At 29.0% G+C, this 14,109-nt stretch carries 9 protein-coding genes and 1 other annotated feature; of the genes, 6 read left to right on the top strand and 3 right to left on the bottom strand.

The annotated features are described in order from the left end of the window. The first annotated feature begins 348 nt into the window (after positions 1-348). From nifE to psyc5s11_RS17745, 3 genes are all read left to right on the top strand, one after another. A complete protein-coding gene (gene nifE, locus psyc5s11_RS17755; RefSeq protein ID WP_224033817.1) occupies positions 349-1,710 on the top strand; it encodes a nitrogenase iron-molybdenum cofactor biosynthesis protein NifE in 1,362 nt (453 codons plus the stop codon). Then, positions 1,700-4,390: a nitrogenase cofactor biosynthesis protein NifB gene (nifB, locus tag psyc5s11_RS17750; RefSeq protein ID WP_258712354.1), complete on the top strand. Its 2,691-nt coding sequence runs from the start codon at positions 1,700-1,702 to the stop codon at positions 4,388-4,390. Before nifE ends, nifB begins: the two co-directional genes overlap by 11 nt. A gap of 316 nt (positions 4,391-4,706) precedes the next feature. After that, positions 4,707-5,015, top strand: coding sequence for a 2Fe-2S ferredoxin (locus tag psyc5s11_RS17745; RefSeq protein WP_224033815.1), 309 nt, complete (start codon positions 4,707-4,709; stop codon positions 5,013-5,015). Between the two features lie 495 nt (positions 5,016-5,510). Here the strand turns inward: psyc5s11_RS17745 and psyc5s11_RS17740 are convergent, their stop codons facing one another. After that, positions 5,511-7,067, bottom strand: a complete 1,557-nt coding sequence (locus tag psyc5s11_RS17740; protein ID WP_224033814.1) for a hypothetical protein — start codon at positions 7,065-7,067, stop codon at positions 5,511-5,513. Positions 7,068-7,490: 423 nt separating this feature from the next. Here psyc5s11_RS17740 and psyc5s11_RS17735 point away from each other — a divergent pair, with 423 nt between their 5' ends. Continuing rightward, entirely contained in the window at positions 7,491-8,405 is a 915-nt protein-coding gene (locus psyc5s11_RS17735) for a homocitrate synthase/isopropylmalate synthase family protein (protein ID WP_224033813.1), read from the top strand. 113 nt (positions 8,406-8,518) lie between these two features. Beyond that, positions 8,519-9,289 carry a beta/alpha barrel domain-containing protein gene (locus psyc5s11_RS17730; RefSeq protein ID WP_224033812.1) on the top strand — a complete coding sequence of 257 codons (771 nt, stop codon included), beginning with the start codon at positions 8,519-8,521 and terminating at the stop codon, positions 9,287-9,289. A 170-nt stretch (positions 9,290-9,459) separates the two neighbouring features. Here the strand turns inward: psyc5s11_RS17730 and psyc5s11_RS17725 are convergent, their stop codons facing one another. After that, on the bottom strand, positions 9,460-10,305 hold the full coding sequence (locus tag psyc5s11_RS17725; RefSeq protein ID WP_224033811.1) for a MurR/RpiR family transcriptional regulator: 846 nt from the start codon (positions 10,303-10,305) through the stop codon (positions 9,460-9,462). A 240-nt stretch (positions 10,306-10,545) separates the two neighbouring features. Further along, complete coding sequence (asnB, locus tag psyc5s11_RS17720) at positions 10,546-12,135, bottom strand: asparagine synthase B (RefSeq protein ID WP_224033810.1); 1,590 nt, start codon at positions 12,133-12,135, stop codon at positions 10,546-10,548. 50 nt (positions 12,136-12,185) lie between these two features. Next, positions 12,186-12,455: a binding site (T-box leader), on the bottom strand. Positions 12,456-12,889: 434 nt separating this feature from the next. On the opposite strand from asnB, the gene psyc5s11_RS17715 reads away from it, so the two are divergent. Then, a complete protein-coding gene (locus psyc5s11_RS17715; protein WP_224033809.1) occupies positions 12,890-14,044 on the top strand; it encodes a PucR family transcriptional regulator in 1,155 nt (384 codons plus the stop codon). Positions 14,045-14,109 lie beyond the last annotated feature (65 nt).

Below are 14,109 nucleotides of genomic sequence, written 5' to 3'. Positions count from 1 at the left end.
GCTATGCTGCAACCAAGAACTTAAAAAAGATATGCCCCTATGAAAAGAGCAGCTATGCTGCAATCAAGAACTTAAAAAGATATGCACAAATAAAAGAAGCAGCTATGCAGCAACCAAGATCTTAAATAAGGATATGTATAAACCTAAAAGATATGTATAAATAACTAAAAAAGAATAAACTCAATGATTGAGCAATTGAACACGAACTAAGACGTGTCAATTGCTCAATTCATTAATAAATTCAAAATTTAGAATTGAGAATGTAGAATGAACTAATAGGTACATTATACATCCTATATTCTCAATTCCAAATTGATAATTATAAATCGAAAAGGTGGTGTGTGACCTATGGAAAAGAAAAAATCAAATTCAGTTCTTGAAGAAAGAGAAGACTTTATATGCACAAAAGAAGGAAAGAATAAAAATTCAATGAAGTGTGATGGTGATAGTGTATCGGGATCAATTAGTCAAAGAGCGTGTGTTTATTGTGGTGCAAGAGTAGTTCTAAATCCAATAACTGATGCATACCACATAGTTCATGGACCAATAGGATGTGCTAGTTATACTTGGGATATAAGAGGAAGTCTTTCAAGCGGTGATGATTTATATAGAAATAGTTTTTCAACAGATTTACAAGAAAAAGATGTAATATTCGGTGGAGAAAAGAAGCTAATAGCAGCTATAGAAGGTATTATGGAAAATCATAATCCAAAGTTGATTTTTGTTTATGCAACTTGCATAGTTGGAGTTATTGGTGATGATATTAAAGCTGTCTGTAAAGAGGCAGAAGAAAAGTATAATGTGCCAGTTATACCTGTTATGGCACCAGGATTTTCGGGGAATAAATCTAAGGGATACAAATTAGCGTGTAATGCACTAATGAATATTTTTAGAAGAAATGTTTTACCTAAAGTAAAAGGAATTAATATGCTTGGTGATTTTAATTTAGCAGGAGAAATATGGATTGTAAAAGAGTATTTGAAGAAAATTGGAATAGATGTAGTATCAACAATTACAGGTGATTCTAGTTATGCTAATTTATTAAAAGCTAGTAGTGCAACTGTTAATGTTGTTCAATGTGCTGGCTCTATGACATATTTAGCAAAAAATATGGAACTGGAATTTGGAATTCCTTTTGTTAAAATAAGTTTTGTTGGAGTCGAAGATAGTAAAAATTCATTACTTAAAATTGCAAGCTTATTTGGAGATGAAGAGACTTTAGCAAAGGCTAAGGCTTTTGTAAAAGAAGAAGAAGAAAAAATAATGCCTATATTAAATGAATACAAAAAAAATCTTAAAGGTAAAAAAGCAGCTATATATGTAGGTGGAGGTTTTAAAGCAATTTCTTTAATTAAACAATTTAATGAATTTGGAATAGATACAGTAATGGTTGGAACACAAACTGGGAAAGCAGATGATTATGAAGTAATAAATAGTTTGGTTAATGATGGAACAGTTATTTTGGATGATGCAAATCCTTATGAATTAGAAAAATTTATGTTAGAACAAGATGTAGATATTTTAGTAGGTGGAGTAAAAGAAAGACCACTTGCGTATAAACTCGGAGTTGCTTTTTGTGATCATAATCATGAAAGAAAACATCCTCTAGGTGGATTTGTTGGAGCTGTTAATTTTGCAAAGGAAATTAATTTATCAATAAATAGTCCTGTATGGAAATATGTAAAGGAGAGTGAAGAAAATGAAGAGTAATTATGTGAATCTAACTGTTAACCCATGCAAAATGTGTATGCCTATGGGAGTTTGCAATGCTTTATATGGAATCAAGGGTTGCATGACAATTTTGCATGGATCACAAGGTTGCAGTACATATATAAGGCGACATATGGCAACACATTATAATGAACCAATAGATATAGCATCTTCTTCGCTTACAGAAGAAGGAACTGTTTATGGTGGAGAAAACAATTTGATTAAGGGGATTGAAAATTTAATCAAATTATATAATCCAGAAGTTATTGGTATTGCAACAACTTGTCTTGCTGAGACAATTGGAGAAGATGTAGATAGACTTTCAAAAATATTTTATGAAAAACATCCAGAAACTAAAGTCAAATTAATACCAATAAAATCTCCGGGATATGGTGGAACTCAATATGGGGGATATTTTACAGCACTAAGAGCAGTAGTAGAAAATGTAGAAATGGACATAAAGCCTAATGAAAAAATAAATATTGTAACTGGACCAATCAGCAGTGCTGATACAAGAGAACTTAAAGAAATACTAAGTGATTTTGAAATTGATTATATTTTGCTTCCGGATATATCTGAAAGTTTAGATGGAGGGCACAGTAAAAATTATAATAGATTACCTTCAAGTGGAACTACCATAGAAGAAGTTAAATATATGGGGGGGGCAAAAGCTACAATTGAACTATCTACATTTATTAAAGAAGAATATTCTGTTGGAAGCTACTTAGAAGAAGCTTATGGCGTTAAAAATTATAGAATTAATATACCAAGAGGACTTAGAGAAACGGATAAATTTTTAAAAGTATTGTGTGAAGTTTCTGGAAGGCCTATTCCAGAAAAATATAAAAAACAAAGAGGTAGATATTTAGATGCTATGATAGATTCTCATAAGTATAATGCAGAAGCAAGAATAGCAATCTTTGGAGAACCTGATTTTGTATATTCTGTAGCAAGACTAGCTATAGAAAATGGAGTAGTACCAGTGCTTATTGCAAGTGGAGATGCATGCAAAAAACTTGAACCAAGTTTAAGAGAAGAAGTTGATGAACTTGCTAAACTAATGTTTGCAGGAGAATGCATAATTACAGATGAAGCAGATTTTAAAGGAATAGAAAAATATGTTTTAGATTTAAAGGTAAATGTAATGATTGGAAGCTCTGATGGTAGAAGAATAGAAGAAAAACACAAGGTACCTTTAATTAGAATGGCATTTCCTATTCATGATAGAATTGGTGGTCAAAGAATTTTATCTATAGGATATGAGGGTTCTTTAAATTTAAGTGATCAAATTACAAATGTGATGCTTGCAAAAACAGAATCTACATTTAGAGAAAATTTATATAATGAATATTATAAGGAGGAGAGCATAATGAGTGAAATCACAATTAAAGAAAAGATGATTGAGGAGAGCAACATAGAAATAAAAGCTAGTGTTAGAGAAGAAGTTGAGGAAAAAACAAAAACTCATCCTTGTTTTAGTTGTGATTCAGCTCATAAATATGCAAGAATGCATCTTCCTATAGCACCTAAATGTAATGTTAGCTGTAATTATTGCCTCCGAAAATTTGATTGTGTTAATGAAAGTAGACCAGGGGTAACAACAGAAGTCTTATCTGCAGAAGAGGCATTTGTAAAATACAAATTAGTAAAATCTAAAATGGATAACTTAAAGGTAGTTGGTATTGCAGGTCCTGGAGATGCACTTGCTAATTTTGATGAAGTAAGAAAAACTCTAAAGCTTATAAAAGAATATGATAATGAAGTTACCTTCTGTTTATCAACAAATGGCTTAATGCTTCCATTTTATGCTCAAGAGTTAATTGATTTAGGAGTAACTCATGTAACTGTAACAATGAATGCTATAGATCCTAAGATAACAGCAAAAGTATATAAATTTATAGATTATCTAGGTGTGACTTATACTGGCGTGGAAGGAACTCAAATTCTTTTAAATAATCAATTATCAGGTATTAAGTATTTAGCTGATAGAGGGATTATGGTTAAGGTTAACATTGTAATGCTTAAGGGAATTAATGATCACCATATAGAAGAAGTAACTAAAAAAGTTAAAGAACTTGGCGCGGGAATAACAAACATAATGCAAATGATACCAGTTAAAGGTAGTGTATTTGAAAACATGCCACTTACAAGTAATAAAGAAATAATGGATTTAAGAAAAAAATGTGAAATAAATATTAAACAAATGTATCATTGCAAACAATGTAGAGCTGATGCAATTGGATTACTTGGAGATGATAAGTCTCAAGAATTCAATAAACCTATGAATCAAAGTACAACAAAAGAAGAAAAACCATTAAAATTTGCAATTGCTTCAAAAAGCGGCATTGGAGTTGATATGCACTTTGGACATGCATCAGAATTTTATATTTATGAATGCAAAAATGGAGAGGCAAAATATATAGAAAAAAGAGATGTAGATAAATACTGTAATGGTATCGACGTCTGTGATGAAGAAGAAGATAAATTTGCTAAACTATCTAAAGTTGTTTCAGATTGTGATGGAGTACTTTCACTTAGAATGGGTGATGATCCTAAAAAGAAATTTAAAGATATGGGAATAGAAGTATTTATGACTTGTGAAACAATTGAAACAGCAGTTGTAAAAGCTGCAGAATCTATATTAAAAGGGACAGAAGTTAAAGAAATGCTAAGAGCTTAAGAGATTTAATGATTTTGATGTTTGCATCAATTTTGTTTTTAAACTCTGATGGTTACTTACATTTTAATATAATTAAGCATATACAAAGAAATAATAAGTCAGCATGCTAGTATATTTTCCTTCATACTTCATAAGCATATTCACCTAATAGCCCCCTATAAGATGAACATACTTCTTCGTCTGAAGGAAAATATACACAGTGAAAAAGAGCAGTTATGTTGCATATAAGAAGATTTCATCGCATTATTGACTTGTTATTTTCTTTAATATGTCTTAAGTAAAATATAAATATTTAATAAAAAAGGAGACGAGTGAAATGATAGATATAAAGCATCATATTTTTGTTTGCGCAAGCTGTAGAGTTAATGGAATGCAAAAAGGAATGTGTTATTCTAAAGATTCTGTAAAGGTTGTACAAAAATTTATGGAGGAAGTTGAAGACAGAGACTTAATAAACGAAGTAATGGTTACTAATACTGGTTGTTTAGGGGTATGTAATAAAGGTCCTATTGTGGTTGTTTATCCAGAAGGAACTTGGTATGGAAATGTAAAAGTTGAAGATGTGGAAAGAATTGTAGAACAACATATCGAAGGCGGAAAAGTAGTAGAAGAATTAGTTATATAAGAAAGATGTATAAGATATATATGTTGTAATTATCAATGCTCAATTAATGATGATAGTTTTAGGTAACTTACTGTGGATTGTAGACTATAAAATACAATATATATAATTAAATACGATGCTATATTTCGTTAAAAAAATAGAACTTTAAGGAAATCATACGCTTTTCCTTGAAGTTCTTATTTTATAGATAAACACATAGAAGTTTTACATATACTTGGTATTATATTCAACATTCACTACACTTAGGCGTATATACAAACAGAGAAATTGGATACATATTTGTGGAGTAGGCATTGAAAATAAGCTGTTGAAGCATCTTAATGGCAGGTTGTTCCACTTTAGCTTGTCCAACTGAATAGTTGGAGCAAGCTAAAGTGGGTGCAACCTGCCATTTAGATACTTCCAGCGAAATTTTCACATTCCTATGGAACAAATATGTATTCAATTTCGGCGGGTATGCGCATAAGTGTGATTTTCATTGTGGGTATCTATCTGTTATTTAGGTTCATATTTCTCTAATTCATCAATAATTTCATCTTCTACCAATTCTATATTTGTTTTTCCAATATACCCAAAATTTATGCAATTTGAACGTATAAAATTAATAGCTCTATAATAAGTAGCGTGGTTCATAAAACCAGTATAGAAAAAAACATAATCATAATTGGATAAAATAGTAGTATCAAAGGTTTCATTAAATCCTGATAATGTTCTAAGGTCAGGATATTTTTCTCTAAATTTTCTTCTCCATTCTTTAGAGCCACCAATAATTAGTATATTTTTTCTAGCTATATAATAATCTAAAGTTTTTTCAGTATTAGAAGGAACATAGTTATTATTGATTTTAAATATATATTTTCTTATTTCATTTAGTTCAGTTCTATACTTTTTTTCTGATGCTAATTGATCTTCAAGTTCTTCAATTCTATTTTGCAGAGTTAATACCTCAGAATTATGTTTTTTATTAAAATCATTTTTTTGACGAGTAAGAACTTTATCAAATGATCCATTCTCTTTTTCAAGTGTATCAATTTGGTTTGACAATGTTAGGTTATCTTTTTCAAGGTTAAAAAGCTTTTCCTCTAATGAGTCTATCTTAAAAAAAAGTGTTTCTTGACTATTGCTAAAGTATAATTCTCTAGCATTTTTATATTCGTTAAGTAGTGATTTTATAAATATACCATTAATTATAGTTTGAAGTATTACTCTTATATCTATTTCACCATCATTACTTTTAATATAAGATAAGATTATTTCATCAATATTTAAAAAATTAGAATTATAGAACAAATAATTTATATCAAATTTATTAATGATAAAAATATTCTCTAAAATAATTCCAAAATCCTCAATGAAATTAAATTCACTATTTAAAATATCTGTATAGCTATTTAACTTACCATATTCTCTCTTTAATAATGATTTGATTTTTTGTAATTCAATTTTATGGAGTTCTATCTCCTTGCTTATTACTCTTGTTATGGGATCATGAAATTCAAAAAAGTTCATATCTTCAATAATTGAAAGAATAAAACCTTGATCAACAGTATCTTCACAGCGATATATAGAAAAATAAAAATAGATTGAAGAATCTAATCTAGCTTCGGCTTTACGTGTTACTTTATCCATTTGAGTGTATCTTTTAGTTAAAGCATTTTTATCATGCTTTTTAACTGCATTAAATATAACAGGATAAGACTTTCGTAATAAAGCTATTATGTTATTTCTTAAATTATGATCTTTTTCAGCGATTAAAAGTATACCTAATGCTTTTCGCCCCTCAATCTCTTGCTCAAGAGTCCCTTGAGTCATTATAATGTGGTTAATGCAGGATGAATTTATAGCAGCATTATAATAATTTATCTTATCAAGAAGATATATTTTATTAATATTTTTTCTGAGTTCTGAATCTCTAGTTATTGCAATACTTATATTTGCTAAAATATAATTTTTAAAAACTGATGGAGATATACTCCAGTTTGCTCCAATCATTTCTGAAAAGCGTTCTATATTTAAATTTACTGAATTTGAGTTAGAATCAAATAATTCCATTTGTAGAACACCCCCTAAAAACTTACTTATGTATTATGTGAAGATTAACCATAAGAATTAACGTAATATGGTTCAAAACAGACCGTAGATTAATATATAAAACTAAATTATATTAAATATAATTATAAAGTGAATATCATTATATTACAATGATTTAGTAATGATTTGTTAATTAATAAAGAAAAAAGTTAAGAAAATGTTATACAAATCATATCTATTATGATAATATAATAATAAGAAAACTTGATTACAATTAAGGCAATGAAGTCTAAGAAGCAACTCATATATTTAGTTGTTCTTAGACTATTTTTTTAAAAGTGGCAATGGAGCCTATTTAATATAATAAATTATATTAAATAAGGCTCTTTTTATATTTTAAAATATAATCATAGAATTTAATTATAGTTTAAAAGGGGTGAAATTATGAGTGAAAGAAAAATAGAAATCATAGATAAGACAATAATTGTTCTAAAAGAGATATATGGTGATAAGTTTAAGCAGAAAATTCCTGAGATAAAAGAGTTCATAAAATTGCTATATATAATAGGAAGTGATTTTATTGAAATTACTCAAGAACTCTATGAAGAATTATCACCACTGCCACAAAATATAAGATTTATAATATCTAATAACAATAATGTTGAGATTCAAAATGCTAATGAATTTTATAATAGTTTAATTAGTAAGTCTAATTTATGCAATTTAAAAAATGCTAGAGTAACTGGATTAGATGATATTATTTTTTACGACTATGAAAAAGTTTTTTTTGAAATTACGAATGCTTTTGGAACCAATATACAAATGTGTATTAAAAACAAGTATGGAGCATCTACAGCCATGAGTTTAGAGTGGATTAAACTTGGAGGGAAAAGGGTTATTACAACTTTTGCAGGAATTGGTGGATATGCTCCCCTTGAAGAAATCTTAGGAGCACTGTCTTTTTTGGAAAAAATAAAACTACGAGGAAATCATAAGCTGTTGCCGAAAGTACTTAATCTTTTTGAAGATATTACAGAAAGCAAGCTACGTGGGGATATGCCTTTTATAGGTAAGGATATTTTTAATGTAGAATCTGGAATACACGTAAATGGAATTTCTAAAAACCCATCCACTTATGAACCTTATGATCCAAGTGCAATTGGAAGGAAAAGAATTATTATTATAGGCAAGCATTCGGGAATGAAATCATTAGAGATAAAATTAAAAGAATTAAATATAAAATATGATTCGAGTGATTTAAACTGCATGCTAGAGGATGTAAGAAGACTTAGTACAAAAAACAGAAGAGGATTAAATGATAAAGAAATAGAAGAAATTTATAAAAAATGCAGCATATAGATAGTCATTAAATCGCATTGTATAAGCAAATTCTAAAATTTTTTAGAATATTAGAATTTATAATTAAACATTTAACTTTTAAAACAAATTTTTTCAAGGAAGGAGGGAATGTTATGAATTTACAAGAAAGCTTTAATGAGAAAATATATATTGTAGATACAACGTTGCGAGATGGAGAACAAAGTGCAGGAAAAGCTTTTTCAATAGATGAGAAGGTGGAGATAGCAAAATACATGGATGAAAATAATATATATCAAATAGAAGCGGGGATACCTGTAATGGGTGATTTGGAAAAGGAATGTATTAAGAGGATTTTAGCTGGCAGGAAAAATTCTTTGATTTCTACATGGAATCGAATGAATAGAAAAGATATAATGTATTCAATAGAATGCAAACCAGATATAATTCATATAAGTGTGCCTACCTCTGATATACAGATATACTCAAATTTAGGGAAAGATAAAATATGGGTTGAAGAAAATCTTAGAGATTGTGTATATTTTGCCAAAGATAAAGGCTATGAAGTGACTATTGGATTTGAAGATGCTTCAAGAGCAGATATAAATTATCTTATTAATTTATGTGAAATAGTTAAAGAATTTGGTGTTGAAAGAGTTCGATATGCAGATACAGTAGGAATATTAATGCCTTCTAAAGTTAAAGATGCAGTTAAAACCATAATAAGAAGTACAGGTATGGAGATTGAAATACATGCTCATAATGATTTCGGTATGGCAATTCCGATTTCACTTGAAGCTGTAAAGTATGGAGCAAAATATGTAGATTGCACATTAGATGGAATTGGAGAGAGAGCAGGGAATTGCAATTTACAAGAATTTATTAGAATTTCAGATGTGTTTTTAGAAAGAAATAAGAAATTGTAAGGAACCTTAATTTTAGATATATTCTCCTAAGTTAAGGTTCTTTTTCTTATGATGTTTTGACCAATATATTATTGAATACCATATTAAGCATTAATAAAGTTCCTACTCAAACAATAGACATGCTATATGTTAGGGTAGAAACCTTATTCAAAAATATACATACATAATCTTCAAATGAATAAATCAAATTTTTTCCATGCTGCTTCCAATAATTCTACATTACTATTAAAGAAATCTTTCTTTTCCTTTTCAATATATACAATTAAAACATTAATTAAACTTAGTGGGGCTGCAAAAGATTCTATAAATGTAGAGCCTTTACTTACAGCTGTTAATGTAATATCTGAATATGGTACAAGAGGAGATAACATAGTATCTGTAATAGCTATAGTCTTAGCTCCATTTGTCTTTAAATATGTGAAAATTTCTACTGTGCTTCTAGCATATTTCTCAAAGCTAATTCCAATAATTACATCCTCACTACTAAATTCATTAGTTTGTTTAGGTATTTGTTCTATGTTTTCAATTAAATGAACATCATTAAACATTAAATCAAGATAATATTTAAGAAATATCCCAATTACAGAAGAATTTCTTCGTGCAACTATATATATTCTTTTTGAATTTAATAATAAATCAACTGATTTTTTTAATTCATATAAATTTAAATCCTCCATAGTTAATTTAATATTATTTACATCATCTTCAAATAGGTCATAAATATCTTTTTCTTCACCAGAATCTTTTTCAGACTCAATTTTTATACGTTCAATATTCGTTATTTGCTGTTGCATAGATTCTTGAGTATCTTTTAAAAATTCAGGATAGCCTTTATATCCTAGAAATGTTACAAATCTCGTAATAGTTGCAATACTAACCCCAGATAACTTTGCTAATTTTTCTACAGTTAGAAAAGGTGTCGTATTAAGATGTGATAATATATATTTCGCTATTTTTTCTTGTGATTTACTCATATTAGGTATCTTTTCTGCCATTTTTTGATATACTCCTGCCATTATTGGAACTCCTTTCTTTATATAATTTAAAACTATATAATTTCTAAATTTATTTTTAATATCTTTTTTGAATTTATTGTAAAGATTTTTTAAAACAAAAAAGGCACTAACAACTTTACAGCTTGTTAGCACCTTTGCTATCAAAAATATATTAACTTCATTTTATCATGTAAACAAAACTTTGTAAATATGATTTCAAATCTCTATATATAATATTGTAAATTTTTTAGAGTATCTGAATTATTTACCGCTACCACCATAGTTTGATAATACTCTAGCACTAGGATCATTTACGTTACAGCCTTCCCATTCTTTGTTTGGCATCCAAAAGTCTACTACCATTTCTGCTTGTCCTGGATAGTATTTTTCAAAAATTTCTCTGTATAAAAGCGATTCCATTGTGAATGGTTTTGCGTGATATTTATATTTTTCACATAGGATTTCAAATTCTTTGTCAGAATAATATGTTTCTGCATATTCCTTTAAATGATCTACCATAGAATGCCCTACAGCATCGCTAAATGCTGCTTTTTCACGATATAAAATATTATCTGGAAGATAATCCCCTTCAAATGCATGTCTCAAAAGGTATTTACCCATTTTGTATTTGTTTAACTTCGTTTCAGGATCAATGGCCATAACATATTTTACAAAATCCAAATCACCAAAAGGTACTCTTGCTTCCAAAGAATTTGAGCTGATACAACGGTCTGCACGAAGTACATCGTACATATATAATTCCCTCATTCTCTTTTGAGATTCCTTTTGGAATTCTTCAGCACTTGGAGCAAAATCTGTATATTTGTAGCCGAATAATTCATCTGAAATTTCACCAGTTAAAAGAACTCTAACATCTGAAATTGCATGTAATTTCTTGCAAATCAAATACATTCCCATACTTGCTCTTATTGTGGTAATATCGTATGTTCCAAGAAGTTTAATAACCTCATCAAGTGATTCAAGAACTTCTTCTTTTGTCATATATATAGTAGTATGATCGCTATGTATGTAATCTGCAACTTCTTGTGCGTATTTTAAGTCAATTGCATCTTCAGTCATACCTATGGCAAATGTTTTAATTGGCTTTTCAGGACAGATTTTCTGTGCAACTGCACATACGAGTGAGCTGTCTAATCCACCACTTAACAAGAAACCTACAGGAGCATCAGCATCCATACGTTTATCTATACCAGCCACCAATTTGTCATGAATTTCTTTGCAAATAACTTCTAAGTCATCCTTGCAATATTCACCCTCTGTTGCTGTGATATCACAGTAGCAGGTAAATTCACCATCAGCATAATAATGTCCAGGTGGGAATGAAATAATCTTGTCTGTAAGCCCAATTAAGTTTTTTGCTTCACTTGCAAACATGATTTTACCTGATTTTGAATAGCCATAGAATAGAGGACGAATTCCAATTGGATCTCGTGCTGCAATGAAACTGTCTTTCTTTCCATCATAGATGATAGTTGCATATTCTGCATCTAATTTTGAAAACATATCCAGTCCATATTCTAAATACATAGGAAGTAATATTTCGCAATCACTATCGGAAATAAACTTATATCCTTTTTCTATGAGTTCATTTTTAATTTCACGGAAACCGTAAATTTCACCGTTACAGATGGCCGCATCTGTTTTTCTTGTAAATGGCTGCATTCCGCCAAAACTTAAATCCATAATAGAAAGTCTTTGGAATCCTAAAATACCAGATGGTAAAGTGAGAATCTCAGTCATATCTGGTCCTCTTGACTCCGTTCTTTGCAATGCCTCAGCAAATTGTCCATGTTTCATGTCTGTTGACGTATAACACATAATTGTACACATAATAATAGCCCTCCTCAAGATATAAAAATAGCGTCAATTCATCTTATATATAATAGGACGAATTGACGCTTATCCGCGGTGCCACCTAAATTACCATATTGGTCTCTTTCCAGCTAATACTGGTATCCAAATAACGTATGGAATACGGCGCTCCTACTTTATTTGCATTTTTTAAACCTTCTGTTTAACGAAAAGATTGCAAATATTTCAGTTTGCAGCTCCGGAGTGTTATTCAAAAAAACTCTGCCACTGGGTTCACACTATCCCCAGCTCACTGCTTGGTGAACTCTTTTTTTACTTATCTCCATCATTGCTTTTACTTTAATAAAACTTATTTTAAACATGTAATATTGTTTTGTCAATACTTTTTTATTAAAAAATTCATTCTATGAATGATTAAAAAATTTACTATGAGATTTGGTAAGTTTATCTGAGGAAAAGTACTTGACAAATGATAAATTTATGGTGTATATTGTAATGTACAAAGCAATGGCGCTTGGGATTTCCCAGGCGCTTTTTTGTTATATGGATATATTTAAAAATATTGTTGCTATTTAATTTTTATTACGAATTACATTCTCTTTTATTTTATGAATATATCCGTTTATAATTATTGATTATAATTATATGACAAGTTTAATCATGTGTTGATCTCATCCAAGAAACACTGATTCTGACATTTGGCCTTATAAAACTTAGGGTGATTTACTATTTTAAATTTAATAATAGCTTTATGTAATGGGGGTAATATCAAATGTCAATTACGGTAGGAAAATTATTTGGAAATGGTACTGTTCTATATCAAATGAAATTACTGGCGGGACAGAAAGGGCTTAATAATCTTGTTGAATGGGTACATATTATTGAAAATGATGAAGTTAGTCAATTTCTTCATGGAAATGAGGTTGTATTTACTTCTGGTATTCTTAATAACAATGAGGGGTGGCTACTAGAATATGCTAAGAAACTGTATAGTGCAGGAACAAGTGCATTTGTTGTAAACATTGGACCTTATACAAAATTAATAACAGAGGATGTAGTAAAATACTGTAATGAGGTTAAAATGCCTCTTTATACTATTCCATGGGAAACAAGAATGGTAGATGTAACGAGGGATATATGCTATAGTATCATGCAAAAAGAACAGGTGGAAATAAGTATTGCAACTACTATTAAGAATATTATATTTAAAACAGGTGATTTAGAGACGCAGGTTTTGCAAATGGAGCGTTATGGATATTTAAGGGATAGCAATTTTTGTTTTATTGTTATGTCATTTGATAATGAAAACGATGAAAATAAGCAAGTTAATATGAATAAAATAAAGATGTATTCAGAAAGAATTGCTCGAAGCATTCATGAATTATATATATCTTTTTCGTATAATGAGTACTGGGTTTTAGGTCTTGTAAATTATAGTAATTATGATATTAATAATTTCGTAGATACTTTCTTTAAAAATTGGGGTCAATATCTATGGGCGGTACATATGGGTATTAGCGAAAATAAAGATGGAATTAAAATTCAAGATGAGAACTTTAATAAGGCACTTATAGCTATAAAAATGGCTAAAAAACAAGATAAAGAAGTAATTTTTTATGACAAACTTGATATTTATAAGCTACTTTTAAACTCAAAAGATGAAGATGTTTTAAAGAAATATTATGATGATATATTAGGTAACTTAGAAAAATATGATAAAGAAAATGATACAGATTTAATGGACTTTTTATATATTTATTTGAAAAATAATGGAAGCCAAAGTCTTATGGCTGAACAACAATATATTCATAGAAATACAGTTAATAATCAATTAAAAAAGATTGAAAAAATCACTGGACATAATCCCTTAAACTTGGATGAAAAATTAAGATTTTATCTAGGATTTTATATTAAAGATATAATGTAGCGCATATTCAAAAATAACTAATAAGTATGTGTGCATGTTCTTAACCTATATTAAAACAAAATATA

Source organism: Clostridium gelidum (genome assembly GCF_019977655.1).
Classification (GTDB): Bacteria; Bacillota; Clostridia; order Clostridiales; family Clostridiaceae; genus Clostridium; species Clostridium gelidum.
Note: the sequence above shows the minus strand (reverse complement) of the source record. Positions and strands in the feature narration are given on the sequence as shown.

Bases quoted from the DNA above. Each gene is read 5' to 3' on its own strand.
- nifE (WP_224033817.1), top strand. From the start codon at position 349: ATGGAAAAGAAAAAATCAAATTCAGTTCTTGAAGAAAGAGAAGACTTT.
- nifB (WP_258712354.1), top strand. From the start codon at position 1,700: ATGAAGAGTAATTATGTGAATCTAACTGTTAACCCATGCAAAATGTGT.
- psyc5s11_RS17745 (WP_224033815.1), top strand. From the start codon at position 4,707: ATGATAGATATAAAGCATCATATTTTTGTTTGCGCAAGCTGTAGAGTT.
- psyc5s11_RS17740 (WP_224033814.1), bottom strand. From the start codon at position 7,067: ATGGAATTATTTGATTCTAACTCAAATTCAGTAAATTTAAATATAGAA.
- psyc5s11_RS17735 (WP_224033813.1), top strand. From the start codon at position 7,491: ATGAGTGAAAGAAAAATAGAAATCATAGATAAGACAATAATTGTTCTA.
- psyc5s11_RS17730 (WP_224033812.1), top strand. From the start codon at position 8,519: ATGAATTTACAAGAAAGCTTTAATGAGAAAATATATATTGTAGATACA.
- psyc5s11_RS17725 (WP_224033811.1), bottom strand. From the start codon at position 10,305: ATGGCAGGAGTATATCAAAAAATGGCAGAAAAGATACCTAATATGAGT.
- asnB (WP_224033810.1), bottom strand. From the start codon at position 12,135: ATGTGTACAATTATGTGTTATACGTCAACAGACATGAAACATGGACAA.
- psyc5s11_RS17715 (WP_224033809.1), top strand. From the start codon at position 12,890: ATGTCAATTACGGTAGGAAAATTATTTGGAAATGGTACTGTTCTATAT.